General features: G+C 64.3%; 23 protein-coding genes. 15 read left to right on the top strand and 8 right to left on the bottom strand.

The annotated features are described in order from the left end of the window. Positions 1-18 precede the first annotated feature (18 nt). The 4 genes from NLY42_RS05600 to speB form a co-directional block, all read right to left on the bottom strand. Positions 19-666, bottom strand: coding sequence for an amino acid ABC transporter permease (locus NLY42_RS05600; RefSeq protein ID WP_023671276.1), 648 nt, complete (start codon positions 664-666; stop codon positions 19-21). Further along, entirely contained in the window at positions 663-1,319 is a 657-nt protein-coding gene (locus tag NLY42_RS05595) for an amino acid ABC transporter permease (RefSeq protein WP_023671277.1), read from the bottom strand. The genes NLY42_RS05600 and NLY42_RS05595 overlap by 4 nt, the downstream gene beginning before the upstream one ends. A 6-nt stretch (positions 1,320-1,325) precedes the next feature. Next, positions 1,326-2,120, bottom strand: coding sequence for a transporter substrate-binding domain-containing protein (locus NLY42_RS05590; RefSeq protein ID WP_023745851.1), 795 nt, complete (start codon positions 2,118-2,120; stop codon positions 1,326-1,328). An 83-nt stretch (positions 2,121-2,203) separates the two neighbouring features. Further along, on the bottom strand, positions 2,204-3,265 hold the full coding sequence (gene speB / locus NLY42_RS05585) for an agmatinase (protein WP_023755453.1): 1,062 nt from the start codon (positions 3,263-3,265) through the stop codon (positions 2,204-2,206). Positions 3,266-3,472: 207 nt separating this feature from the next. Here speB and gcvA point away from each other — a divergent pair, with 207 nt between their 5' ends. From gcvA to NLY42_RS05545, 8 genes are all read left to right on the top strand, one after another. Next, positions 3,473-4,441: a transcriptional regulator GcvA gene (gene gcvA / locus NLY42_RS05580; protein WP_023755452.1), complete on the top strand. Its 969-nt coding sequence runs from the start codon at positions 3,473-3,475 to the stop codon at positions 4,439-4,441. 169 nt (positions 4,442-4,610) lie between these two features. After that, the gene (pncB, locus tag NLY42_RS05575) at positions 4,611-5,915 is read left to right on the top strand and encodes a nicotinate phosphoribosyltransferase (RefSeq protein WP_023755451.1); all 1,305 of its coding nucleotides are present in this window, start codon (positions 4,611-4,613) and stop codon (positions 5,913-5,915) included. 191 nt (positions 5,916-6,106) lie between these two features. Then, a complete protein-coding gene (locus NLY42_RS05570) occupies positions 6,107-7,549 on the top strand; it encodes a hypothetical protein (RefSeq protein ID WP_023755450.1) in 1,443 nt (480 codons plus the stop codon). A 152-nt stretch (positions 7,550-7,701) separates the two neighbouring features. After that, a complete protein-coding gene (locus NLY42_RS05565) occupies positions 7,702-9,006 on the top strand; it encodes an ABC transporter substrate-binding protein (RefSeq protein ID WP_023689191.1) in 1,305 nt (434 codons plus the stop codon). A 159-nt stretch (positions 9,007-9,165) separates the two neighbouring features. Next, positions 9,166-10,047, top strand: coding sequence for a branched-chain amino acid ABC transporter permease (locus tag NLY42_RS05560; protein WP_023671284.1), 882 nt, complete (start codon positions 9,166-9,168; stop codon positions 10,045-10,047). Beyond that, on the top strand, positions 10,044-11,006 hold the full coding sequence (locus NLY42_RS05555) for a branched-chain amino acid ABC transporter permease (protein WP_023689192.1): 963 nt from the start codon (positions 10,044-10,046) through the stop codon (positions 11,004-11,006). Before NLY42_RS05560 ends, NLY42_RS05555 begins: the two co-directional genes overlap by 4 nt. After that, complete coding sequence (locus tag NLY42_RS05550; protein ID WP_023732664.1) at positions 11,003-11,728, top strand: ABC transporter ATP-binding protein; 726 nt, start codon at positions 11,003-11,005, stop codon at positions 11,726-11,728. The genes NLY42_RS05555 and NLY42_RS05550 overlap by 4 nt, the downstream gene beginning before the upstream one ends. Then, positions 11,725-12,492: an ABC transporter ATP-binding protein gene (locus NLY42_RS05545; protein ID WP_023755449.1), complete on the top strand. Its 768-nt coding sequence runs from the start codon at positions 11,725-11,727 to the stop codon at positions 12,490-12,492. The genes NLY42_RS05550 and NLY42_RS05545 overlap by 4 nt, the downstream gene beginning before the upstream one ends. Here NLY42_RS05545 and NLY42_RS05540 read toward each other — a convergent pair whose 3' ends face one another. After that, the gene (locus tag NLY42_RS05540; protein WP_023732662.1) at positions 12,493-13,860 is read right to left on the bottom strand and encodes a sodium:proton antiporter; all 1,368 of its coding nucleotides are present in this window, start codon (positions 13,858-13,860) and stop codon (positions 12,493-12,495) included. It abuts the gene before it with no gap. A gap of 85 nt (positions 13,861-13,945) precedes the next feature. Then, the gene (gene pncA / locus NLY42_RS05535) at positions 13,946-14,560 is read right to left on the bottom strand and encodes a bifunctional nicotinamidase/pyrazinamidase (RefSeq protein WP_023732661.1); all 615 of its coding nucleotides are present in this window, start codon (positions 14,558-14,560) and stop codon (positions 13,946-13,948) included. A gap of 385 nt (positions 14,561-14,945) precedes the next feature. Between pncA and NLY42_RS05530 the strand changes: the two genes are divergently transcribed. The 6 genes from NLY42_RS05530 to NLY42_RS05505 are packed head-to-tail and all read left to right on the top strand — an operon-like array spanning position 14,946 to position 22,241. Continuing rightward, the gene (locus NLY42_RS05530) at positions 14,946-15,809 is read left to right on the top strand and encodes an FAD binding domain-containing protein (RefSeq protein ID WP_023732660.1); all 864 of its coding nucleotides are present in this window, start codon (positions 14,946-14,948) and stop codon (positions 15,807-15,809) included. An 11-nt stretch (positions 15,810-15,820) separates the two neighbouring features. Further along, positions 15,821-18,784 carry a molybdopterin-dependent oxidoreductase gene (locus NLY42_RS05525; RefSeq protein WP_031244818.1) on the top strand — a complete coding sequence of 988 codons (2,964 nt, stop codon included), beginning with the start codon at positions 15,821-15,823 and terminating at the stop codon, positions 18,782-18,784. Further along, a complete protein-coding gene (locus NLY42_RS05520) occupies positions 18,781-20,322 on the top strand; it encodes a hypothetical protein (protein ID WP_023693116.1) in 1,542 nt (513 codons plus the stop codon). Before NLY42_RS05525 ends, NLY42_RS05520 begins: the two co-directional genes overlap by 4 nt. After that, positions 20,322-21,206 (top strand): UPF0280 family protein, encoded by an 885-nt coding sequence (locus tag NLY42_RS05515; protein ID WP_023693117.1) that lies wholly within the window; start codon positions 20,322-20,324, stop codon positions 21,204-21,206. Before NLY42_RS05520 ends, NLY42_RS05515 begins: the two co-directional genes overlap by 1 nt. Then, entirely contained in the window at positions 21,199-21,783 is a 585-nt protein-coding gene (locus NLY42_RS05510; protein WP_023755447.1) for an amino acid synthesis family protein, read from the top strand. The genes NLY42_RS05515 and NLY42_RS05510 overlap by 8 nt, the downstream gene beginning before the upstream one ends. After that, positions 21,780-22,241: a MarR family winged helix-turn-helix transcriptional regulator gene (locus NLY42_RS05505; protein ID WP_023755446.1), complete on the top strand. Its 462-nt coding sequence runs from the start codon at positions 21,780-21,782 to the stop codon at positions 22,239-22,241. The genes NLY42_RS05510 and NLY42_RS05505 overlap by 4 nt, the downstream gene beginning before the upstream one ends. On the opposite strand, the gene NLY42_RS05500 is transcribed toward NLY42_RS05505, so the two are convergent. Next, positions 22,238-23,353: an aminomethyl transferase family protein gene (locus NLY42_RS05500; protein WP_023755445.1), complete on the bottom strand. Its 1,116-nt coding sequence runs from the start codon at positions 23,351-23,353 to the stop codon at positions 22,238-22,240. The genes NLY42_RS05505 and NLY42_RS05500 overlap by 4 nt on opposite strands. A gap of 70 nt (positions 23,354-23,423) precedes the next feature. Then, positions 23,424-24,194, bottom strand: a complete 771-nt coding sequence (locus NLY42_RS05495) for an ABC transporter substrate-binding protein (protein WP_023755444.1) — start codon at positions 24,192-24,194, stop codon at positions 23,424-23,426. A 255-nt stretch (positions 24,195-24,449) separates the two neighbouring features. Here NLY42_RS05495 and NLY42_RS05490 point away from each other — a divergent pair, with 255 nt between their 5' ends. Further along, positions 24,450-25,340 carry an SGNH/GDSL hydrolase family protein gene (locus tag NLY42_RS05490; RefSeq protein ID WP_023755443.1) on the top strand — a complete coding sequence of 297 codons (891 nt, stop codon included), beginning with the start codon at positions 24,450-24,452 and terminating at the stop codon, positions 25,338-25,340. Position 25,341 lies beyond the last annotated feature (1 nt).

Here is a 25,341-nt window from a genome sequence, read left to right as displayed (position 1 = left end):
CACTGTCGCCGCCTGGCGTCAGTGGGCCGCCGCTCGTTGTTCGAGCGTACGGGCGTATTGCGTCAGTGGAAAGCACATGACGAAGAAGATCAGCGCCACCAGCCCGTAGACCTTGAACGGTTCGAAGGTGGCGTTGTTGATGGCGTTGGAGGTTCTGACCAGCTCCTCGAAGCCGATGATCGAGGTCAGCGCCGTCGATTTGATCAACTGCACCAGGAAGCCGACGATCGGCGCCCTTGTGATCGAGAACGCCTGCGGCAGGATGATCAGCCTGAGCTCCTGCAGACGGTGCAGCCCAAGGCTGGCGCCAGCGTCCCACTGCCCGCGCGGCAGCGCATCGACGCCGCTGCGCCAGATCTCGGCCAGATAGGCGCTGGCGAAGAAGGTCAGGCCGAGCACCGCTGCCGTCCATGGCTCGATGCGCAGGCCGAGCATCGGCAGGCCGAAGAACATCAGGAACAGCTGCATCAACAGCGGCGTTCCCTGGAACAGGGCGATGTAGCCGGAAGCGATGCGCCGGCTCCATTTATTTTCGGCGATGCGGAAGAACAGCACGATCAGCCCTACCACCGCCCCGCCGACAAAGGCCGCCAGCGACAACAGCACCGTCCAGCGGGCGGCGAGCAGCAGATTGCGAACGATGTCCCAGAAGGTGAATTCGATCATGTGACACCTGCCCCCAATACGCGGCGCCCGCCTGTGACCAGCAGCCGGCGCAAGGCCATGGACAGGACGAGGTAGACCAGGGTCACGACGAAATAGGTTTCGAAGGAGCGGAAGGTGCGGGCTTGCAGCATGTCGGCCTCATAGGTCAGCTCACGCACGGCGATCTGCGACACCACGGCCGATTCCAGCATCATGATGACGATCTGGCTGGTCAGCGCCGGGTAGATCACCTTGAGCGCCTGCGGCAGCACGATCTTGATGAACACCTGGCGCGGTCTCAAGCCCAGTGCAAGCGCTGCTTCCGTTTGTCCGCCGGGCACGGCATCGAGACCGGCGCCGACGATTTCAATGGTGTAGGCTGCCATGTTGAGCGTCATTGCCAGCATGGCGGCCAGGATCGGATCGAGCCTTATGCCGAGGCTGGGCAGGCCGAAGAAGATGAAGAACAGCTGCACCAGGAACGGCGTGTTGCGCATCACCTCGACATAGACCGCGATGGCGCGCTTCACGAATACCGGGCCGTTGCGCCGGCCGGCAGCGCCCAGGATGCTGAGCAGCGTGCCCACGAGCGTGGTCACGACGATCAACAGGATCGTCGTGGCCGCGCCGCGCGCGATGTCGCCCACAGCGCCTGGGAGCCAGGCAAAGGCCACGAGAACTCAATCCTTGAGGTTGTCGGGATTGAGCGGCGTCTTCAGCCAGGCCTTCGAGCTCTCATCGAGCTTGCCGTCGGCCAGCATCTTGGCAACCGCATCATTGACCGCCGTCTTCAGCCGGTCCTCTTTCTTGTTGAGGCCGATATGCGAAGGCGAGGTCAGAAGCTGGAACTTCTGCTCCGGCTTCAGCGCGTCCTGCTTGGCCAGCACCTGGGCGCCGACATCATTGCCGACCACCATCAGCTGGGTCTGGCCCGAGATGAAGGCCTGGATGACGGAATTGTAGTTGTCGAAGCGCTTGATGTCGGCCGATGCCGGCGCCGCTTCGGTCAGCGACGTATCCTCCAGCGTGCCGCGATTGACGGCGATCGACTTGTCGGCGAGATCTTCCTTGCCTTTGATCGAAAGCGCTGCCGGACCGATGACGGCGATGTAATAGGGCGCATAGGCGGCGGCGAAATCGATGACCTCCTCGCGCTCCTTGGAATAGCCGACGCTCATCAGGATATCGACGCGCTTGTCGGTGAGATACGGGATGCGGTTCTGGCCGGTGACGCTGACCAGATTGAGCTTCACCTTAAGTGAATCGGCGATCGCCTGCGCGACGTCGACGTCGTAACCCTTGATGCTCATATCGGCGCTGGCCGAGGAGAAGGGCGGAAAGTCGGAGAAGATGCCGACATTGATGGCGCCGGCCTTGGTGATGTCGTCGACGGCGTCGGCATTGGCCGGGGAGGCGAAGCCGAGGCCGGCGAGCATCAGCGCGGCGGCGATGGTTGATTTCATTTGGATTGTCATTGGTATTCCCCTTCTGGAAGCTTGTTTGTTTTGGAAACGGCCGCCGGCTCCAGCGCGGCGGCCGCCTTTGCATGTGAAATCCGTCAGGCCCCCTTGCCGGTGATCGCCGGGCTGAACACCATCAGGCTCAGGATCTCGAACAGGACCTGGGCGCCGACATGGGCGGTGTTGGTGGTCGCGTCATATTGCGGCGCCACCTCGACGACGTCGCCGCCGACAATGTTGAGGCCTTTCAAGCCGCGCAGCAGTTCGAGCACCTCGCGCGTCGTCAGGCCGCCGATCTCCGGCGTGCCGGTGCCTGGCGCGAAGGCCGGATCGACACTGTCGACGTCGAAGGAAATGTAGGTCGGGCCGTCGCCGACGATTTTGCGCGCCTTCTCGATGATGGCGGGGATGCCGAGACCCGTCACCTCTTCGGCATGCACGACCGTCATGCCGGATTCGTAGGTGAACTCCCACAGATACTCCGCCGAGCCGCGGATGCCGATCTGGATGGTGCGGGTCGGGTCGAGCACGCCGTCCAGCACTGCGTTGCGGAACGGGCCGCCATGGTGGAACTTGGTCATGTCGAACAGCCCGCTTGTGTCGCAATGGGCGTCGATATGGATCATGCCGACCGGCGCCTTCTTGCCGACCGCCTTCAGGATCGGATGGCTGATCGAGTGGTCGCCGCCGACCGATAGCGGCAGCACGCCGGCATCGACGATCTGGTTGGTGCGGCGCTCGATGTCTTCGTGGCTGACCTCCAGCCGGTAGCGGCTGCGGAACGGCGTATCGCCGATGTCGGCGACGCGCAGCTCATGCGTCGGCGCGCATTCCAGCACATGATTGTAGGGGCCTATGCGCTCGATGGCGCGCAGTGCCCTGGGCCCGAAGCGCGAGCCGGGCCGGTTGGTGACGCCGAGATCCATCGGCACGCCGATGATCGCCACCTGCAAATCGCCGAAATCGGGATTGTCGGCTGCGATTTCGCGATAGGGCGCGGCAAGGAAGGTCGGGATGCCGGCATAGGGCGCGAGTCGGGTGCCGCTCTTGGAGAAGATCTTGTCGGCGACCTTGCGGAACTCCGGGTCGAACATCTCGCCGCCATGGCTCTCGCCATATTTGCGGCGCAGCGCGTCGAGCTTGCCTCTGTCATAACCCATGTCGGTCTCCTCCTGCCGGGCTGGTGCATGCGGCAGCGTCTGCAAACTGACCATTATCCGGCCGGGTCGCTGTCCCGCTGGCTGCCTGTAGATTTCACGTCATTGATGCTGTTGACCTGCCAAAGTGTCCGGCAGCCGCATTGAAAAATCAATTGATATTGTTACGGTGCTGATTGTGAGAAAATCTCACAGAGTATCCGGTTGCTCATGGCCAAGCGTCTGCCCCCCTTGAACCCCCTGCGCGCCTTCGAGGCGACGGCGCGTCACGCCTCCCTGACCAAGGCGGCGAGTGAGCTCAATGTCACCCATGGCGCCATCAGCCACCAGATCAAGGCGCTCGAGCAATCGCTCGGCGTAAAACTGTTCGAGCGCACCGGACAGCGGGTCAAGCTCACCCCGCACGGCGCCGAACTTCTGCCGGCGGTGTCGAGCGCCTTCGACGGCATCGCCGCCGCCACCCAGCGCATGACCAGGCCGGCCAGCGCCGGTACGCTGTCGGTCTCCTGCGTGCCGGCGCTGCTGCTTCTATGGATGACGCCGCGGCTCGGCAGTTTCATGGCGCAATACCCTGACATCAGGCTGACGCTGATCCCGTCCAACGACCCCAAGGACATCCGCGCCCCGCAGGTCGATGTCTGCGTGCTCTATGGCGACGGCAGCTGGACCGATTGCTGGATGCGCAAATGGTCGGGCCTCGAACTGTTCCCGGTGGTCAGTCCGACGCTGATCAACAACCGGCCGCTCCGCATCTGCCGGGATCTTGCTGGCCATGTCATCCTGCATGGCGATGATGGCCGCGAATGGCACACCTGGCTGGCCGCCGCCGATGGGCTCGACCTCGAACGTGGCCGCCGCCACCATCTCGGCGACGCCCGTACGGCGATCGAAGCCGCGGTGCACGGACATGGCGTGGCGCTCGGTGATTCCGTCACCGCCAGCATGCTGCTCGCCAGGGGCCTGCTGGTGGCGCCGTTCAGCCTGTCGGTGCCGGCAGTCGACGATTTCTACGTCGTCTGCCGCAACGAGATGCGTTCGGCGCCGATCGTGCAATTGTTCGTCGACTGGCTGTTTGCCGAAAAGGAACAGGCCGACAGCCGGGCCGACGCGCCGGTGGCCGGCCGCATCGGCAGCCGCCGGAAGCGTCCGGCGCTGCGGGTGGTGGGCGCCAAGAGTTGAGGCTGGACCGGAGCGACTGCTTTTTGTCGGGCCAGCCCGGAAAGCGGGAAGCGCTTTCAAAAATTCAATGCTACTAAGCTCTTGCCAGGCAATTCCAGGAAACGAGTGCGGCGGTTTTCCGTCCGGAATTGCGTAAGACAGACGTGAGCAGCGAAGGCGACGGCAGGACATGGCAAGAACCGATATAGCGCGGCGCGTTTACAACCACACCTGGAAGCTGGACCCGATCGTCCGCAGCCTGCTCGACACCGATTTCTACAAGCTTCTGATGCTGCAGATGATCTGGGGCATGTACCCCAAGGTCGACGCCACCTTTTCGCTGATCAACCGCACTACCTCGGTGCGGCTTGCCGACGACATCGACGAAGGCGAATTGCGCGACCAGCTCGACCATGCTCGCACGCTGCGCTTCTCCAAGAAGGAGATGATCTGGCTTGGCGGTAACAATTTCTATGGCCGCAAGCAGATCTTCGAGCCGGAATTCCTCGGCTGGCTGGAAGGTTTTCGGCTGCCCGACTACGAGCTGTCCAAGCGCGACGGTCAGTACGAGCTCTCCTTCAGCGGTCCCTGGATGTACACCACCCTGTGGGAAATCCCGGCGCTGGCGATCATCAATGAGCTTCGTTCCCGCGCCGCCATGCGCGCCTTCGGTCCCTTCGCGCTTGACGTGCTGTATGCACGCGCCAAGGGGAAGATGTGGGCCAAGACCGAACGCTTGAAGGCGCTGCCCGGCATCCGCATCTCTGATTTCGGCACCCGCCGCCGCCATTCGTTCCTGTGGCAGCGCTGGTGCGTCGAGGCGCTCAAGGAAGGCATTGGCGAAGCCTTCACCGGCACCTCCAACGTGCTGCTGGCGATGGACAACGACCTCGAAGCGCTCGGCACCAACGCGCATGAATTGCCGATGGTTTTTGCCGCCCTTGCCAAGTCGGAAAAGGAATTGAAGGAATCGCCCTACAAGGTGCTGCAGGACTGGCAGCGCTATTATGGCGGCAACCTGCTGATCGTGCTGCCCGACGCTTTCGGCACCGCATCCTTCCTGCGCGACGCGCCGGACTGGGTCGCCGACTGGACCGGCTTCCGCCCCGACAGTGCGCCGCCGATCGAAGGCGGTGAAAAAATCATCGACTGGTGGCGCGAGAAGGGCAAGGACCCCAGGCAGAAGCTGCTGATCTTCTCCGACGGGCTCGAGGTCGAGACCATCGAGGAGACCTACAAGCACTTCAAGGGCAAGGTGCGCATGTCCTTCGGCTGGGGCACCAACCTCACCAACGATTTCGAAGGCTGCGCGCCGACCGAAACCAACAGCCTCGATGCGATATCGCTGGTCTGCAAGGTGACGGAGGCCAATGGCCGGCCGGCGGTGAAGCTGTCGGACAATCCGGCGAAAGCGACGGGCGACAAGAAGGAGATCGAGCGCTATCTCCGGATTTTTGGGGCGAAGGATCGCGTGGAGCAGCTGGTCAAGGTTTGAGGGTCGGCGGGTGCCTTGCTGGACGAAATGGAAATCGCGATAGCGTGAGTTCCCGCCCACCCCCTTCTGTCCTGCCGGACATCTCCCCCGCAAGGGGGGAGATTACCCCGTCATCTCCGCCTTCGCTAATCTCCGACGTTGCAAAGGAAGCGCCGGCAGGGCAACTGCCAATCTCCCCCCTTGAGGGGGAGATGTCCGGCAGGACAGAGGGGGGCGTCGTAGAGCGCGGCTGTCACCGGCCAACCCTTATCACCACCACCCTCACACTCCTCCCCACCCCCGCCCTCGCGCACGCCTCCGACCGCGGTCACGTCCTCCTCCTGCCGACCGGCTACTACATCGCCGGCGGCGCGCTTGCCGTCGCGGTAAGCTTCCTCGTTCTCGCCCTGCTGCCACCCGCAACCCTCCACCGCTTCTGGCGCCGCCGCCTGCCGCTCTTCCCATTCGCCGACACCCCTCGCACAATCATCAGCGTCATCTCCTTTGCCGGCTTCGCAACGCTCAACGCCGCCGGCCTGTTCGGCAGCCGCGATCCGCTCTCCAATCCGCTGCCGCTAACCATCTGGACGCTGCTCTGGGTCGGCCTTGCCATCGCGCAAGGCCTGTTCGGCGATCTCTGGTCGTGGCTGAATCCATGGTATGGCCCGCGGCGGATCGAAAGCCGCCTGTTCAAGCTTCGTGGCGGTGAGGGACAGAAATCGCGTTTGCCTTCATGGCTCGGCCGCTGGCCGGCCGTTATCCTGTTCTTCGCCTTCGCCTGGTTCGAACTGATCTATCCGGCGCCCGACGACCCGGCGCGGCTGGCCTATGCCGCCGGCCTCTACTGGTTGCTTACCTTCATCGCCATGCTCGCCTTTGGCTACCGCGATTGGAGCCGGCGCGGCGAATTCCTGACGATCTTTTTCGCCATGGTGGCTCGTTTCGCCGTCGTCGAGCGCGATGAACACGGTCGCCTCGCTCTCTGCTGGCCGGGCTCAAAACTGCTCGGCGCAGCGCCCCTGCCGGCAAGCGGTATCGCTTTCCTGCTGCTCAGCCTGTCATCGGTGTCCTTCGACGGCCTGTCGAAAACCTTCTTCTGGCTCGGCCTGTTCGGCATCAACCCGCTGGAATATCCCGGCCGCACCGCGCTCATCGGCATAAGCAGCTTTGGCCTCGTGCTGACCTTCGTCCTGCTCGCGGCGGCATTCCTGCTGGCCGTCATACTCGGCCAGCGCCTTGCCGGCAGCCGACATTCCCACGGCGAGGCCGCCGGGCTGCTGGTCTGGTCGATCGTACCGATCGCGCTCGCCTATCATGTCGCGCACTATCTGACGGCGCTGCTGGTCGACGGCCAGTATGCGATTGCCGCTTTGTCCGACCCGTTCGCGCTGGGATGGAACCTGTTCGGCGCCGCCGACATGCAGATCGAGGCCGGCCTCGTCGCCGGGGCCCACTCCGCCTGGTGGCTGTGGAACCTGCAGGCCGGCATCATCATCGCCGGGCACATGCTGGCGGTGCTCGTTGCCCATGGACTGGCCTGGCGACTGCACCAGGCGCCATCGCGCGCCGCCCTCAGCCAGTTGCCGCTCACCATGCTGATGATTGCCTACACGATCTTCGGCCTGTGGTTGCTTGCCACGCCGACGGCCGGATGAGACAAGCTGATCCACATGCCTTTGCGGAAAGCCCGCTTGCAAGCTCTGTGCTTTGGTGATTTAGTTTGTACACATGCAATTTCTGCCCCTCCTGCAAGGGAGTGGCCTTGCCTCGTTACAGACAGTCAAAACTCAAAAACAGGGGAACTGCCGTGACTGACAAGAATGGGTTTTTCGATCTCTCCAAATCCACCCTTAGCCGCCGCACCGCGCTGAAAGGTCTCGCCGCCGGCGCCGGGCTGACGCTCGCGCCCGGCTTCGTCCGCTACAGCCAGGCGCAGAGTTCGGCGCCAATCAAGATCGGCTTCCAGTCGCACCGCACCGGCATCGGCGCCGCCTATGGCCGCTGGTATGAAAAGACCAGTGCCGCCGCGGTCAAGGCGATCAACGACGCCGGCGGCATCAATGGCCGACCTGTCGAACTGGTGATCGAGGATGACGGCACCGATCCCGGCCGTGGCGCCGAGGTGGTCGGCAAGTTCGCCACCCAGCACAAGACCGACATCGTCTTCGGCACGCTGTTCTCGCATGTGGTGATCGGCTCGGCGCCGGCCGCCGGCGAAAACAAGATCCCGTATTTCGTCGTCAGCGAAGGCCACCACGTCGCTTCGACCAAGCTCAACCGCTACGTCTTCCAGCCTGGCATCACCGATGTGAAGAGCCAGATCCAGTCGATGGCGCCGTGGATCGCGGCCAATGCCGGCAAGAAGGTGACGCAGATCTTCCCGGATTTCGCCTTCGGCTACGACCATCGCGACTACCTGCCGCCGGCGCTGAAGGCGCAAGGCGCCGAGGTCATCGCCCAGATCGCCATCCCGCCGACAGAGTCGTCTTTCACGAAATACTTCCCGCAGATACCCGCCGAGACCGAAGTCATCTACCACGTGATGGTCGGCCCGGCCGTGCTCACCTTCGTCAAGGAACTCGGCGAGTTCTACGGCTCCAACCGGCCGCAGCTGTTCGGCTTCATCGATTCGCTCGAAGCCACCGACATCAACAGCCCCGGCCTCGAATTCCTGGACGGCAGCCATTTCTGGGAAGGCTCGCCGCGCTATGCCCAGGCCAATGACTCGGCCGCGCAGAAAGCCTACCGCGCCGCCGTTGGCATCGACGAAAATGGCGCTGCCGTTGGCGACCCCAAGGACGTCTCCACCGCCGCCCACATGTTCGGCTGCTGGGAGACGCTCTATGTCGTCAAGAAGGCGATGGAAGACGCCGGCTACAAGGGCCCGGAAGACCGCGCCAAGCTGGTCGAGGCGACCGAGGCGCTGACCGAATTCGCCGAAGGGCCGGAGCATCCGCAGGGGCCGAAGACCTTCAACGGCAAGATCCACCAGTGTTTTGGCATCCAGAACATCTCCAAGGTCGAAGGTGGCAAGCTGAATGTCGTCCACAAGACCAAGATCGAGGACGGGCTTTACGAGGCCGAAGGGGATTATACGACGCAGGCGCTGTGAGGCGCCTTACCCTCCCCCTTGTGGGGAGGGTCGGCACGCAAGCTTCGCACTTTTGCGAAGCTTGCGAGACGGGGTGGGGGTCGCGACGGCCCGTGCCCAACCCCCACCCGACCGCTGCGCGGTCACCCTCCCCACAAGGGGAGGGTAAGGGCGCCCTGAATGCATTTCGGACCCCATCTCCTCCTCGCCGCCCTCGAAGGCCTTGTCACCTCCGCCGTGTTGGCGCTGACGGCGCTTGGGCTGTCGCTGGTGTTCGGCGTCATGCGCGTCGTCAACGTCGCCCATGGCGAGTTCTTCATGCTGGGCGCGGTGCTGGCCTGGGCGATCTCGACGGCGATACCCGGCCATCCCACGCTCGGCTTCCTGGCGGCGCTGGTGATTGCGCCGCTGATTGTCGGCGCCATTGCGCTGGTCGCCGAGCGGCTTGTGCTGCGCCGGCTCAATTACAATCCGGAAGCCACCATCGTCGCCACGATCGGCATGCTCTACATCATCCAGCAGCTGGCGTTGAGCTTCTATGGCCCGGAAGCCCGCCCGGTGGAGCCGCCCTTCAGCTACCGCATCCTTTTGCCCTGGTTCGGCTATTCCGGCTACAAGCTGTCGATCATTGCCGCTTCGGCCCTTCTGCTCATCGCCACCTGGCTGGTGCTGACGCGCACCAAGATCGGCCTCATCATGCGCGCCACCCAATATGACAGCGAGACGGCGCAGGCCTTCGGCATTCCGGTCGACCGCGTCTATGCCGGCGTCTTCGGGCTCGGCGCCATGCTGGCGGCCATCGCCGCCGTGCTGATCGTGCCGATCAGTCAGGCGCATTATCTGATGGGACAGGACCCGCTGCTGTTGTCCTTCATCGTCGTCATCATCGGCGGCCTCGGCTCGCTGCGCGGCACCGTCGTCGCCGCCGTGCTGATCGGCCTGTCCGACGGCATCATCTCGGTGTTCTTTTCGCCGACTTTGGCCAAGATCATCGCCACGCTGCTGGTGGCCATGGTGCTGGTATTCCGGCCGCAGGGCCTGTTCGGGCAGGCGTCGCGATGAGCGAAGCTTCGCCGGCAAAAGCCTATGCATTGCATCTCGGCGTCATCGCGCTACTGTTTGCGCTGAGCTTCGTCCTGCCCGACTACCATCATGGCCTGCTGGCCCGAATCATGGTGCTGGCGGTGTTCGCCATGGGCTACAACATGCTGTTCGGCTATGTCGGCCTGCTCAGCCTCGGCCACGCCATGTTCTTCGCCGCCGGGCTCTATGGCGCTGGTCTCGCCGTCATCCATCTCGGCTGGAGCGTGCCTTTGGCTTTCCTCGCCGGCATCGCCTGCGGCGCGCTGCTGGCACTGGTGATCGGCCTGCTGGCGCTGCGCACCACCGGCGTCGCCTTCATGATCGTCACCATGATGTTCGCGCAGGTGTTTTACCTCGTCATCCTCTATTTCGCCGCTTGGACCGGCGGCGACCAGGGTCTGGTCGTGCCGCAGCCGGCGCGGGTTCTGGCCTTCGGCGCGACATCGCTCGACCTAACCAACCCGACCGTGCGCTACATGAGCGCGCTGGCGCTGTTCTCGGTCGTGCTGCTGATCACCCTCGCCATCGTCCGCTCCCGCTATGGCCGCGTGCTGGTCGCGGTGCGCGAGAACGAGGAGCGCACGAAAATGCTGGGCTACGACACCTTCTCCAACAAGCTGATCGCCGTCGTCGTCTCCGGCACCATCTGCGCCGCCTCGGGTGCGGCCTATGCGCTGCTGTTCGGCTATGTCGGCTCGAGCTTTGCCTCGGTGCAGTATTCCATCCTGCCGCTGCTCTGGGTGCTGCTCGGCGGCGCCGCCACGACGCTGGGCGCGCTGCTCGGCACGGTGTTCATGTACTATGTCATCGACACCGCCAGCGGCTACACCTCCGCCTATCTCCTGATCGTCGGTATTGCGCTCATCCTGCTGGTGCTGTTTTTCCCCAAAGGCATTCTGGGCACCATCCGCCAGCGCTGGCTCGGGTGGCTGCCATGATGCCGTTGCTGACCACCAAAGGCCTGGCGCGCAATTTCGGCGGCCTGCGCGCCGTCGACGGTGTCGACTTCCAGCTGATGCCGGGCGAGATCCGCGCCGTCATCGGGCCCAATGGCGCCGGCAAAACCACCTTCGTCAGCCTGGTCAGCGGCCGCATTCAGCCATCGTCCGGCATGATCGTCTTCGACGGCGCCGACATCACCAGCCAGCCGGCCTATCTCAGGGTGCGCCGGGGCATCGCCTACACCTTTCAGATCACCAGCGTCTTCGCCAACCTCTCTGCCTACGATAATGTCGCGCTGCCGGTGCAGCGCACGCTGACCGACGGCCGCTCGAAAGGTGCGGTGCGCACCGGCGTCATGGCCGCGCTGGAACGCACCGGACTTGCGGGCCGCGCCCATATGCCGGCCGGCCAGCTTTCCTACGGCCATCAGCGCCTGCTGGAAGTGGCAATGGGCCTGGCGCTGAAGCCGCGGCTTTTGATCCTCGACGAGCCGACGCAGGGGCTGGCCGACAGCGAGATCGACAATTTCATCGAACTGGTGCGCGAGATCGCCAAGAGCGCCACCGTGCTCCTGATCGAGCACAACATGCCGGTCGTCATGCAGCTGGCCGACCGCATCACCGTCTTCAACGCCGGCAGGATCCTGGCCGAAGGCACCCCCGAACAGGTTCGCGCCAACACACAGGTGCAGGAAGCCTATCTGGGGACGGCGCCATGAGCGAAGCCCCCAAGACTGAGGCCCCCAAGACTGAAGCCCACAAGACTGAAGCCCACAAGACTGAAGCGCTGACCATCTCCAGGCTCGAATGCTTCTATGGCGAGGTTCAGGTGCTCTACGAGCTTGATCTCGTGCTCAACAAGGGCGAGGTGCTGTGCCTGTTCGGTCGCAACGGCGCCGGCAAGACGACGGCGCTGAAAGCAATCATGGGGCTGGTTCCGTCGAGCGCCGGCTCGATCCGGCTCGCCGGCAAGGAGTTGACCGGCCTGCCGGCGCATGAGGTGCCCAAGGCCGGCGTCGCCTATGTACCGCAAGGCAGGCGGCTGTTCGCCGAGATGACGGTGGCGGAAAACATCGAGATCGGTCTGATGGCGCGCGGCAAGGGCAGAGCGACGCGCGAGAGCGTGCTCGATCTCTTCCCGCTGCTGCGCCAGCGGCTGCGCCAGCGCTCCGGCACTTTGTCCGGCGGCGAGCAGCAGATGCTGGCCATGGCCCGTGCGCTTGGCCTTGAGCCGCAGGTGCTGTTGCTAGACGAGCCGACGGAGGGGCTGATGCCGTCGATGATCGCCAAGATCCGCGAGACGGTGGTGAAGCTGCGTGAGCTAGGTGTCTCCACCATTCTGGTCGAACAGCGCGTCGACGCCGTGCTGTCCGTCGCCGACCGCGTCTGCTTCATCGAGAACGGCCGCAACCGCGAGACCGTCGATGTCGAGCAATTGCGCGCCGACCCATCGGCAGTCAGGCGCTATGTCGGCATCGGCTGATCAGCCGAAAAACAGGAACCCGGCGATCAAAAAGATCGGGATCAGCACCAGCCCTGACCATGCCATGTAGCCGAAGAAGCCCGGCATCTTCACACCGCGGTGTCGGGCAATGGCGTAGACCATGAAGTTGGGTGCATTGCCGATATAGGTGTTGGCGCCCATGAACACCGCGCCGGCCGAGATCGCAGCCAGCGTCGAGGCCGCCTCCGTCATCAGGTGCCGCGCGTCGCCGCCTGCGAGTTCGAAAAACACCAGATAGGTCGGCGCATTGTCGAGGAAGGACGACAGCCCGCCGGTCAGCCAGAAATAGGCGAGATCATTGGGCTGGCCGGTGGGTGACGTCACCAGCGCCACCAGCGGCGCCAGCGCGCCGTCATGGCCGGCGCGAAGGATGGCAATGACCGGCACGATGCAGATGAAGATGCCGGCAAACAGTTTCGCCACCTCCGCGATCGGGCCCCAGGTGAAGCCGTTGGCCTCGCGATGGCTCTTGAGGGAAACGACAAGCGACAGTCCGGCGAGCCCCAGGATAATGGCGTCGCGCGCCAGGTTCTGCAGTTCGAGGCTCACGCCCAGCACTGAAAAGCTCACGCCTGGCTTCCATGCTGCCGACAGCAGGATCGCGGCAATGACGCCGGCCAGCAGCGGCAGATTGGCCAGGCCGCGAAGGCGCACCTTTGTATCCGGCGTCGGATCCTTGATCTTCGGCGCGCCGCCTTCACGGCGATGCAGCATGATGTCGATGGCCAGGAAGACAAGCAGCACCAAGCCGCCGGTGAACAGCGTCTCGCGCCAGAGGTTCGCCGTCGTCCAGAAGAAGTCGACGCCGCGCAGGAAGCCGACGAACAATGGCGGGTCGCCCAAGGGCGTCAGCGAGCCGCCGATGTTGGACACCAGGAAGATGAAGAAGATGACGACATGGGCGTTGAACTGCCGGTTGTCGTTGGCGCGCAGCATCGGCCGGATCAGGATCATCGAGGCGCCGGTGGTGCCGATCACCGAGGCCAGCATTGCCCCGACGAGCAGCAGCCCGGCATTGACCAGCGGCGTGCCATGGATGTTGCCGGCCACAAGGATGCCGCCCGAAATGGTGTAGAGCGCGAACAGCAGGATAATGAACGACATGTATTCGGTGAGCAGCGTGTGCAGCACGGCTTCACCGGCTACCGGAACGCCGAATGCAACCATCAGCGGGATGACCGCCAGCGCTGCCCAGCCGGCGGCGATCTTGCCGTAATGATGCTCCCAGACATGGTGGAACAGCAGCGGTCCGGTGGCGATCGAGAGCAGCAGGCCAGCGAAAGGCAGCGCCCACCACAGCGACATGGCAGCATCGGGCAGACCGCGGGCCTCGGCCGCGAAGGCCATTTGCGGAGACACAGCGGAAGCGAGTACACCTGCCGCGAAAGCCTTCCCCAACTGTGTGCAGCCCCCTCGATGCGTCACGATCCAGTCACTCCGAGATCGGGTCTTCGAGCCTCACCCCGGCATCGCGCATCCTCTTCAGCATCGCCTCGACCGAACCGTTGAGATCGATGCCGCGGCACGCGTCGAGCCGCACCGTCGTCTTGAAGCCTTGCTTGACCGCGTCGAGGGCCGAGAAGGCGACGCAGAAGTCGGTCGCCAGGCCAACCACGGTCACGGTGCCGATGCCGCGCTCCTTGAGGTAGCCGGCGAGCCCGGTCGGCGTCTTGTGGTCGTTCTCGAAGAAGGCGGAGTAGCTGTCGATATCGGGGCGGAACCCCTTGCGGATCACCAGCTCGGCCTTGGTCCAGGCGAGCCCCGAGTGAAAATCCGAACCGAGGCTGCCCTGGATGCAATGGTCGGGCCACAGAGTCTGCGGCCCATAGGGCATCTCGATTGCGCTGAAGGGCTGCGCCCCCGGATGGCTGGAGGCAAAGCTCGAATGTCCGGCCGGGTGCCAGTCCTGCGTCAGCACGACATGCTCGGCATGCCGGATCAGATCGTTGACCAGCGGCACGATTTCGTCGCCGCCGGCAACCGCCAGTGCGCCGCCGGGGCAGAAGTCGTTTTGCAGGTCGATGACAACAAGCGCTTCGTCGGCCATGGCGCCTCTCCTCTTCTACGTCTCGAACGGGGGATCGAGTGAAATACGCCGCTGATGCGACCGGATGCAGAAACTCGACCGGATGGCCGCCTGCGTCAACCTCCTACAGCGCCGCGCGTCCCCTTCGGACGCGCAAAGGACGCTGTAGCACTTTACTTTGCGCAGGATCCTTTCCGAAAATCGATTCCGATTTTTGGGGATCATGCGCGGACGTAACAAATGCATGGCGGCCGGGTTCCCTTAAACTCCGGCTTTGACAATTTCCGCCAGCTTGATATCATTTGCATACGAATGAATTTGGCCTGATCAGACATTGGCGGGGTTCGGGAAGACCCCACCTTTTGAAGGTCCCAATGGGAAGGCCTATTTTTTTGGAAGGCAAAGCGTGATCCGTTACGCGAAACCCGCCACGCTCGACGAGGCGCTCGCTCTGCTGGGCGAGGGCGCCTGGCGCGTGCTTGCCGGCGGCACCGATTTCTATCCGGCGCAGGGCGCCAAACCGTTCCGCGACAATGTTCTCGATATTAACGGCCTGGTCTCGCTGCGCGGCATTGCCGAGACCGAAACCCATTGGGTTTTGGGCGCCCGCACCACCTGGACCGACCTTGTCCGCCATCCATTGCCGGCGGCTTTCGATGCGCTGAAGCAGGCCGCGCGCGAAGTGGGCTCCCTGCAGATCCAGAATGTCGCCTCGATCGCCGGCAATCTCTGCAATGCTTCGCCTGCCGCCGATGGCGTTCCGGGACTGCTGGTGCTGGACGCCGAGGTCGAGCTGCGCTCTGCAGCCGCGACGCGTCATCTGCCGCTGCAGCAGTTCATTCTCGGCAACCGCCGCACCGCTTTGCTGCCGGGCGAACTGGTCACCGCCATCCGCATCACGAAGCGGGCCTCTGCCGGCACGTCGGCCTTCGTCAAGCTCGGTGCGCGGCGTTACCTCGTCATCTCCATCGCCATGGTGGCGGCGCGCCTCGTTGCCGAGAGTGGCATAGTCATGGAAGCCGCTGTCGCGGTCGGGTCCTGCTCGGCCGTCGCCAGGCGGCTCGCCGCTGTCGAAGCCGTGCTGGTGGGCAAGCCTGTCGGCCCGGCACTCGCCGATGCTCTCCTGTCCGCGCCGATGGCCGAGCTCTCGCCGATTGCCGACGTGCGCGGCAGCGCCGAATACCGGCTCGACGCAGCGCGCGAGCTTGTCGCTCGCGCCGTGCTGGGAGCCTGCGGGCTGACGAACGACAACAGCATGGTGGCGGCATGAGCCACTCCGAGATGATTGAAGCCCTGCCCGACCTCGTGCCGGGCCTCGGCATCGAGCGCGCCGAGATCGCCTTCGCCGTCAATGGCGCCGCCGTCTCGGTCAATGTGCCGCCGCTGCGCCGGCTGTCGCAGGTTTTGCGCGACGAATTGCAGCTGACGGGCACCAAGGTTGGCTGCGATGCCGGCGATTGCGGCGCCTGCACGGTGCTGGTCGACGGCGACGCCGTCTGCGCCTGCCTGATGCCGGCGGCCTCCGCAGCCGGGACGTCCGTAACGACCGTCGAAGGCCTCGCCGATGGCCGGCTCTCGGCTCTGCAGGCGTCCTTCCTGGCGCATGGCGCCGCGCAATGCGGCATCTGCACGCCGGCGCTGCTGGTCGCGGCAACGGCGCTGCTGGATGGCACGCCGAATCCGACCGAGACCGAGGTGCAGGATGCGCTGGGCGGCATCCTCTGCCGTTGCACCGGCTACAGAAAGATCATCGCGGCAGTGATGGATGCGGGACGGTTCGAGACGTCGACCGACGGCGCTGCCCCTCATCCGCCTGCCGGCACCCTCACCCCGTATAGTGACGGGGAGAAGGGAAGTGCTCCAGCGCCGACGCTCCCCGCTCCCCGTTCTTCACGGGGAGAGGGTAAGGGTGAGGGGCAGCGCCAACGTCATTCGTTGGAATTCAACTTTGAACGTAGAATGCCAACCACAGGGAATGCTGTAGGCGCCTCCCCGGTCCGGCTCGACGGCGTGCCAAAAATCACCGGCGCTGAAAAATTCGGCGGCGATGCCTTTCCCGCCGATGCGCTGGCTGTGCTGGTGGTCCGCTCGCCGCATTATCATGCCGGCTTCGCCTTCGGCGACCTGGAGGGCTGGGTGAAGTCGCATCCCGGCATCGCCGGCGTCTTCACCGCCGCCGACATCCCGGGAAAAAACTGTTTCGGCGTCATCGGTCCGTTTGCCGACCAGCCGGCGCTGGCCGAAGGCTTTGCGCGGCTGCGCGGCGAGGCAGTGGCGCTGGTCGCCGGCGAGCGCGAGGCCATGCTCGATCTCGACCTCCAGGATTTCCCGGTCCGCTGGACCGAGCTGCCGCATTTTCTGCAGCCCGGCGACGCGCAGGCAGAAGGGGCTGCGCTCATCCACGCGAACCGCCCGGCCAATTTGTTGACCAAGGGCTTTGTCGAGCGCGGCGACCCCGAGACGGCGCTTGGCGAGGCTGCTTACACGGTGTCCGGTGCCATCGACACCTCCTATGTCGAGCACGCCTATATCGAGCCGGAAGCCGGCCATGCCTACATGGACGGCGACACGCTGGTCGTCGTCGCCTGCACCCAGGCCCCCTATATGGACCGTGACGAAACGGCAAAGGTGCTCGGTCTTGCCGTCGACAAGGTGCGCATCGTGCCGACCGCGACCGGCGGCGGCTTCGGCTCGAAACTGGACGTGTCGCTGCAGCCGCTCATCGGCCTTGTGGCACTGAAAACCGGCCGGCCGGCGGCGCTTGCCTACACCCGCACCGAATCGATGATGTCGACCACCAAGCGCCACCCCGCCGAGATGAAGGCGACCATCGGCACTGACGCCGAAGGCCATGTCACCGGCATGATCTTTTCCGGCGATTTCAACACCGGCGCCTATGCCAGTTGGGGGCCGACTGTCGCCAACCGCGTGCCGGTGCATGCCTCCGGTCCCTATGCGACGCCGAATTACCGCGCCGAAGGCCGCGCCATCCACACCCACGGGCCGATTTCCGGCGCCTTCCGTGGCTTCGGCGTGCCGCAGGCGACGATCATGCAGGAGACGCTCTATGATGAGCTTGCCGGCAAGCTCGGCATGGACCGGCTCGATTTTCGCCTGAGAAACTGCCTTCGGAACGGATCCGAAACGGTTACCGGACAGCGACTGGAGTCGGGAGTCGGTATCTTCGAGTGCCTCGACTCCTTGCGGCCGCATTGGGCTCGCGCGAAGGTCGACGCAGATACATTCAACAATGCCAATACGAGCAAAAGGCGCGGCGTCGGCATCGCGTCCTGCTGGTATGGCTGCGGCAACACCTCGCTGCCCAATCCGTCGACCATAAGGGTCGGTATCTCGCCGGAGGGCGAGGTCATCCTGCACCAGGGCGCCGTCGATATCGGCCAGGGCTCCAACACCGTCATCGCCCAGATCTGCGCCGACGCACTCGGCCTGCCGCTGGAAAAATTCAAGCTGAAGAGCGCCGACACCGCGATCAGCCCCGACGCCGGCAAAACATCGGCCTCGCGCCAGACTTTTGTCACCGGCAAGGCGGCCGAGAAGGCCGGCCGCGCCTTGCGCGAAAAGATCCTGCGTTTTGCCAATGTCTCGGAGAACGCGAGCCTGCAATTGGACGGCCCGGCGATCGTCATTCGCGAGGGCGAAGCCACTCGGCGCATCGATCTCCCCGCCCTCGATGTCGATGCGGACGGCTACGTCTTCCGCGCCGAGGAAACCTACGACCCGCCGACGCTGCCGCTCGACGCCAAGGGCCAGGGCAAGCCTTACGCCGTCTATGGCTATGGCGCGCAGATCGCCGAACTGGAGGTCGACCTCAAGCTCGGCACGGTGAAGCTCTTGAAAATCACCGCCGCGCACGATGTAGGCAAGGCGATCAACCCGCTTCTGGTCGAAGGCCAGATCGAGGGCGGCATCGCGCAAGGCATCGGCATGGCGCTGATGGAGGAATACATCCCCGGCCGCACCGAGAATCTGCACGACTATCTCATTCCGACCATCGGCGACGTGCCTGAGATCGAGCACATATTGATCGAGGTTCCCGATCCCGAGGGGCCGTTCGGCGCCAAGGGCCTGGGCGAGCATGTGCTGATCCCGACCGCACCCGCCATCCTCAACGCCATCCGCCACGCAACCGGCCTTCTCATCACCAAGGTTCCGGCGACGCCGACGCGCATCCGCGCCGCGATCCGCGAAAAAGATGGCATCGACGACAAGGAGGCACGCCGATGAGCGAGCTTGCCGAACGCTTCGAAACCCACGATCCCGGCGAAAAGCTGGTGGCGGAAAAGATCCGCTGCGATGCCTGTCCGGTCATGTGCTACATCGCCGATGGCCGCACCGGCGCCTGCGACCGCTACGGCAATGTCGGTGGCCGCATCGTGCGTATGGACCCGCTGACCATCCTCGACCATGCGGCAGAGAGCGGCGCCGCGGTCGTGCCTTTCACTGCCGAGGGCGAGCAATGGGACGGCGAACTGGTCAACACCGGCCGCCGCTTCGTCACTGCAATCGGCGCCGGCACCACCTATCCCGACTACAAGCCGGCTCCCTTCATCGTCAGCCAGGAGGTCGAGGGGGTCGATCTGGTGACCGTGGTCACCGAAGGCATTTTTTCGTACTGCGGCGTCAAGGTGAAGATCGACACGGACCGTCATCTCGGCCCCGAAACGGCAATCGTGCGCGCGCAAGGCGAGCCGATCGGCCACGTCACGACAGGCGAATATGGCTCGCAGATGCTGTCGCTGGGCGGCGTGCATCATCTGACCGGCGGCTCCAAGGCCGAAGGCCGGGCAACCTGCGACGCGATGCTCAATCTGTGCAACCGCAAGCCTGTCGAACTGACCATCGACGGTGGCGCCACCATCATCGTCGAAGCCGGCAAACCACCTGTCATCGACGGCAAGCAGGAACATCGCATGCGCGTCGGTTGCGGCTCGGCCACCATCGGCATGTTCGCCACGCAATGGCGCGGCCTGGTCGACGAAGTGGTGGTGGTCGACGACCACATCACCGGCGTCGTGTCGGAGCATCAAGCCGGCAAGGTGCTGGGCTGGCAGGATACGGGGATAAAAATCATCGGCCGCCGTTCGACGCCGGGCCGCTACTTCAAGGTCTCCGAGCCCGGCCTCGGCTGGGGCGGCACAAGCATTTCCGACCCGCTGTCGATCCTCGGCGAATGGAATTCCAAGAAGGGCGCGCGTCCTGGCCTGTCGCTGTTGATGGTGTCGACCACTGGCGAGCAGTTCGCCTATTACGAGCTCGACGACGAGTTGAAGCCTGTGGAAAAACCGTTCCCGGACCGGTTGCAAAAATCGGTCGGCCTGATCGAGGACAATTGCGAACCGGCGCTCTGCACCGTGCTGTTCATCGGCGGCGCCGGCGGGTCGCTGCGCGCCGGGGTCACCGAAAACCCGGTCAATCTCACCCGCTCGGTGCAGGGCTTGAAGACCTATGTCACCGTCGGCGGCGCGCCGGTCTATGTCTGGCCGGGCGGCGGCATCACGCTGATGGTCGACGTCACGCGCGTGCCGGAAGGCGCGTTCGGCTATGTGCCGACCCCGGCCCTGGTGGCGCCGATCGAGTTCACGCTGCGCCGCGACGACTATGTCAGGCTGGGCGGCTACGAGGCCGAGATACGCAGCGTCGAGGATATTGTTGCCAAGGGCGGCGAATACCTCAATCCGCGTCGCGGCTCCGGGGCTGCCTGTCAAAATCCATGGCCGCCGCTGGCGCAGTTGCGCCGCGCCGGCTCGAACGGGGCCGCGTGATGCAAGGCCCGCAAGTCCACTGGCTGCAGGACGGCAAGCGGCTGCACCTCAACCACGGGCCGATCGACCTGATCGTCGAGGCCTTTGGTGAGGCGGCTGAGTGTCGTGCCGCCTACGATCAGGCGATCGAGCGCTTCCAGACGATCCTGATCGAGTTGGTCGAGGAGCTTCCCGAATTGCGGCTGCCGGCATTTTTCCTGGCGCCGCGCACCTTCGCCGGCCCGACCGCGCGGCGCATGGAAGCAGCCGTCATGCCCTTGGCGGAAAGCTTCATCACGCCGATGGCCGCCGTCGCCGGATCGGTAGCCGACGAAATGCTCTCGGCATTGCTTGCAGGCCGCAGACTCGACCGCGCCTATGTCAACAATGGCGGCGACAGCGCACTCCACATCGGCAAGGGCCAGTCGATGAACCTGGCGATCGCCGGCACCGGCAACGGCTTGGCCGACCGTCTCACCATTCGCTCGGCGGACGGCGTGCGCGGCGTCGCCACGAGCGGCTGGCGCGGCCGTTCGTTCTCGCTTGGCATTGCCGACGCCGTCACCGTGCTCGCGCGCACCGGCGCCGAGGCCGATGCGGCCGCGACACTCATTGCCAACGCCGTCGACCTGCCCGGCAATCCCGCCATCAAGCGCATTCCCGCGCAGGACTTGGTGCCCGACAGCGATCTCGGTGCACGGCTGGTGACACAAGCCGTCGGCATGCTCGCGCGTGGCGATGTGGAGCGGGCGCTGGACAATGGCCTTGCCGTCGCCGAAGATTTTCGCCGGCGCGGCCTGATTGCCGCATCGGCGCTGTTTCTAGGCGGGGAAGCCCGCATCAGTGGTTCCATGGCGCTTGCCGCGCCCAACAAAAGTCCAGGGAAGGAAGTTGCCCATGCCTGAGTTTCCGATCCGCAAGATCGCGGTTCTTACCGAAGAGATCTTTCACGATGGCGGGCCGGTCGCTGCTCTGCCGCGCCGCCGCGCTGCAGCCGTGGCCCTGGTGAAGAACCCGTTCGCCGGCCGCTACGTCGAAGAACTGCAGAGCGCCATGGACGATCTGAAGCCGCTCGGCCTGCTGCTCACCGACAAGCTCATTGCCGCATTGGGCGGCGACATCAAGCAGATCGACGCCTACGGCAAGGGCACCATCGTCGGTTCGTCAGGGGAGCTGGAGCACGGCGCGCTCTGGCATGTGCCGGGCGGTTATGCCATGCGCGAGCGGCTGGGCGACGCCAAGGCGATCGTGCCGTCGGCAACCAAGGTCGGGGCGTTCGGCTCGCGGCTCGACGTACCGCTCGGCCACACCAACGCCGCCTATGTCCGCAGCCATTTCGACGCCATGGAGGTAGGCCTCAGCGACGGGCCTCGCCCCGACGAAATCCTGTTTTGCCTCGCCATGAGCTGCGGCCCGCGCGTGCATGACCGCATGGGCGGCCTCGCGGTTGGCGATATCAAGGCCTGGGACGGCTTGCGATGAGCGGCGGGGACAATCTTCTCAAGCTCGTCGAGGCCGAAGAGCCTGACGATCATGACTACCGCCTGCAGGAGCAGGTCGGCTTCATCCTGCGCAAGGCGCATCAGCGCCATGTCTCGATCTTTGCCGCCCAGATCAGCGACCTGACGCCGCCGCAATTTGCAGCACTCGCCAAACTGCACGATGTCGGCGAGACCTCGCAGAACCAGCTCGGCACGCTGATTGCCATGGACGCGGCGACGGTCAAGGGCGTCATCGACCGACTGAAAGCGCGCGGCCTGGTCGACCTGACCAAGCATGAGGTCGACAAAAGGCGCCTGCTGGTCAGTCTCACGCCCCGGGGACGCGAGGCGATCGAGCGGCTGATCCCGCTGGCCCGCGCCATCACCCAGGAAACGCTGGCGCCGCTGACCGCCAAGGAGGCCGCTACGTTTATGCGGCTGCTGGCGAAACTCGCCTAGGCGCGCAGTCTCGTGCCTTCTGGATCGAAGAACGGCATCGGCGCCACCACCGCGCGGGTCGGCTTGCCGTCAATGTCGATGCTGAGTTCGGTCCCGATGGCGGTGAACGGCAGCCGCAAATGCGCCGTCGCCAGAACTTTGCCTAAGGAATAGCCGTGATCGCTGTAGGTGACGACGCCGGCATCCTCGCCGTCGGCGAAAACCCTGGCATCCGTCGCGGCCGGCTTGTCACCGTCGAGAATCAGCCCGGTCCAGCGTTCGTCGAGCCCCTTGTCGCGAATTGTGAGCAATGCCTCGCGGCCGATGAACTCGCCCTTGTCGAACTTGATCCAGCGATCGAGCCCGACATGGAAGGGCGTACGGCTCTCGTCCATGTCGATGCCATGCGCCGGATAGGCCTTTTCCAGCCCGAGCGTGAACATGGCCAGCACGCCGTATGGCTTCAGGTCGAAATCGCTACCGGTCCGCATCAGCGCGTCCCAGACGGAAGTGGCCTCGTCCGCCGGCACGAACAGTTCGAAGCCGAGCTCGCCGGTCACCCCGGTGCGTGAGATCAGGACTTTGGTCTCGCCGACGCGCCCTGAAGTGAACGCCCCGCGTTTCAACTCATCGAGATCGGCATCCGAAACCAGTGCTTTCAGCAGCTCGCGTGAACGCGGCCCCTGTATCGTCGGAAAGGCGACGGCCGCCGTGATGTCGGTGACATAGGCCTTTCGCGCTTCAGCATGATGTTGCAGCCAGGGCAGCATCTTCAGCCGGTTGACCGAGCCGGTCACCAGCATGAAATGCTCAGGCGCCAGCCGGAACACGGTGAGGTCGTCCATGATGCCGCCATCGTCGCGGCAGACGGTGGAATAGCGCACCTGGCCGGGGCTCATCGCGGCCGCATCGTTGACGATGATGTGGTTGACCAGCGCCTCGGCTTCCGCCCCCTTGATGTCCATCTTGCCCATGGTGCTGAGATCCTGCACGCCGACATTCTTGCGCGTGTTCAGATGCTCGTCGGCGATGCCGGAATAAGTTTTGGCCGAGACGAAGTCGCCGCCGACCCGGCCCATCGTGGCGCCGAGGCCAACGATGCTGGTGTAGAAAGGGGAGCGCCGCTCAACCAAGAAACTTCTCCGTCATCTCATGAAAACGGCAGCGCCTGATGGCGCTGCCGAGGTAGGAGCGGTGAAGGGGTTAACTTCCGTAGACGTCGAACGAGAAGTATTTGTCGTTGATTTCCTTGTACTTGCCGTTGGCACGCAGGGCGTCGATGGCGGCATTGAACTTGTCGGCCAGTTCCTTGTTGCCCTTTTGCAGGGCGATGCCGACGCCGGGTCCATGAATGGCCGGATCGGCGGTCAGCGTGCCGAGCAATTTGCAGCAGGCGCCATCGGGCTTCTTCAGCCATTCGGTCAGGATGATCGAGCCATCCATCATCGCGTCGAGCCGGCCATTGGCCATGTCGGTGCGGGCGTCGTCGCCGGTCGGATACGCTTTCACGGTCGAGCCGGAGTATTTCTGCTCGGCGAAATTCTGGTGGATGGTTGCGCTCTGCACGCCCAGCACCTTGCCCTTCAGATCGTCCGGCGATGTGCCGGCGATGGTCGAATCCTTCGGCACGGCGATGGCCGGCGGCGTCTGGTAATATTTGTGGGTGAACTCGACCTTCTCGGCCCGTTCCGGCGTGATGGTGATGTTGATGATGGCGTCGAACTTGCCGGCCTGCAGCGCCGGGATCGAGCCATCGAAATCCTGCACGGAGAATTCGCACTCGGCCTTCATCTCGGCGCACAGCGCCTTGCCGAGGTCGATGTCGAAGCCGCCCAGCGTGCCGTCCGAATTGGCGTAGTTGAAGGGCGGATAGGCGCCCTCGGTGCCGATCCTGAGTTTCTCGGCAGAGGCCGCACCGGTCCCAAGCAGCAGGGCGGCGGAAGCGGCAAGCACGAAACGACCGAAAAGACGCATGTTCCTGATCTCCGTTGACTAAGCAATTCCAGGGAAGGTGTTGGCGGTTTCCCGTCCGGAATTGCGCGAAAACAAGGATAGAAGTCTATGGTCTTTTGCAGACTCCACGGAGACGGAAACGACATGCTCTGCGGCGATCACGGCGCGGCAAGCGGTCCTTCCCCAGGAAATCTTACTGTGATCTAAATTACAGACCGATCATGGACATGGGCGCATGCTCAGCTGGAAGTAGACGGTCGTGGGAGGGACCTGGGGATGGACCAGCAGGAATTCGTGCAGGAAGCCGCGCAACGGCGCATCGACGACGACATCGCCAAGCGCATCAGGGTTCACCAGGCCAACATCGAGCGGCTCGAAACCGCAAGGGAAAGCGCCGGCAATCTCGAGGCGGCCGTCGCCAACCGGCCGCTGGTGATGCTAGCGCAGGGCGATTCCTGGTTCGACTATCCGCTCACCGGCAACGGCTTTCCGTTCGTCGACACCGACGTGATCGCGCAGCTGCGCCGCATCGGCTCGATGCCGCCGACCATCCTCAACCTTGCCCATCATGGCGATGCGGCGACCGACGAGATGTCGCTGCCCAAGCAGCAGCGCATGATCGCCGCCCTGCGCAACAAGGCCAACTGGCTGGACGGCAAGCCCGATGCCATCCTGTTCTCTGCCGGTGGCAACGACATTGCCGGCGACCAGTTCTGCATCTTCCTCGACTTCAATGACGGCCACGCCCCCGGGCTGAACAAGAACCGCTTCACCAAGGCGCTCGGCATGGTCGAGGCCTGCTATCTCGATTTGTTCGCGCTGCGCGACCGCGTCGCGCCAGGCGTGCCGATCTTTGGACATTGCTATGATTTTCCGATCCCGAACGGAGCGCATCCGTCCTGTGTCGGCCCGTGGCTGAAACCGTCGCTCGATTTCTGCAACTGGACGGTCGCCAAGGGCACGGTCATCGTTCACGACGCGCTGGCGGCGTTCCGCGATGTGGTGAAGCGCCTGGCCAACGATCCCAACAACAATTTCCATCTGGTCGACACGCAGGGAACGTTGAAGGTGGCCGACTGGGCCAACGAACTGCATCCCGATCCCGCCGGCTTCAAGAAGATCGCGCAGAAATTCGCCGATGCGCTGAAGGCCAAGCTGCAGACCTGAC

Origin of the sequence: Mesorhizobium sp. C372A, from assembly GCF_030323245.1 — a bacterium.
Taxonomy (GTDB): Bacteria; Pseudomonadota; Alphaproteobacteria; order Rhizobiales; family Rhizobiaceae; genus Mesorhizobium.
This window is presented reverse-complemented; position numbering and strand designations above follow the sequence as displayed.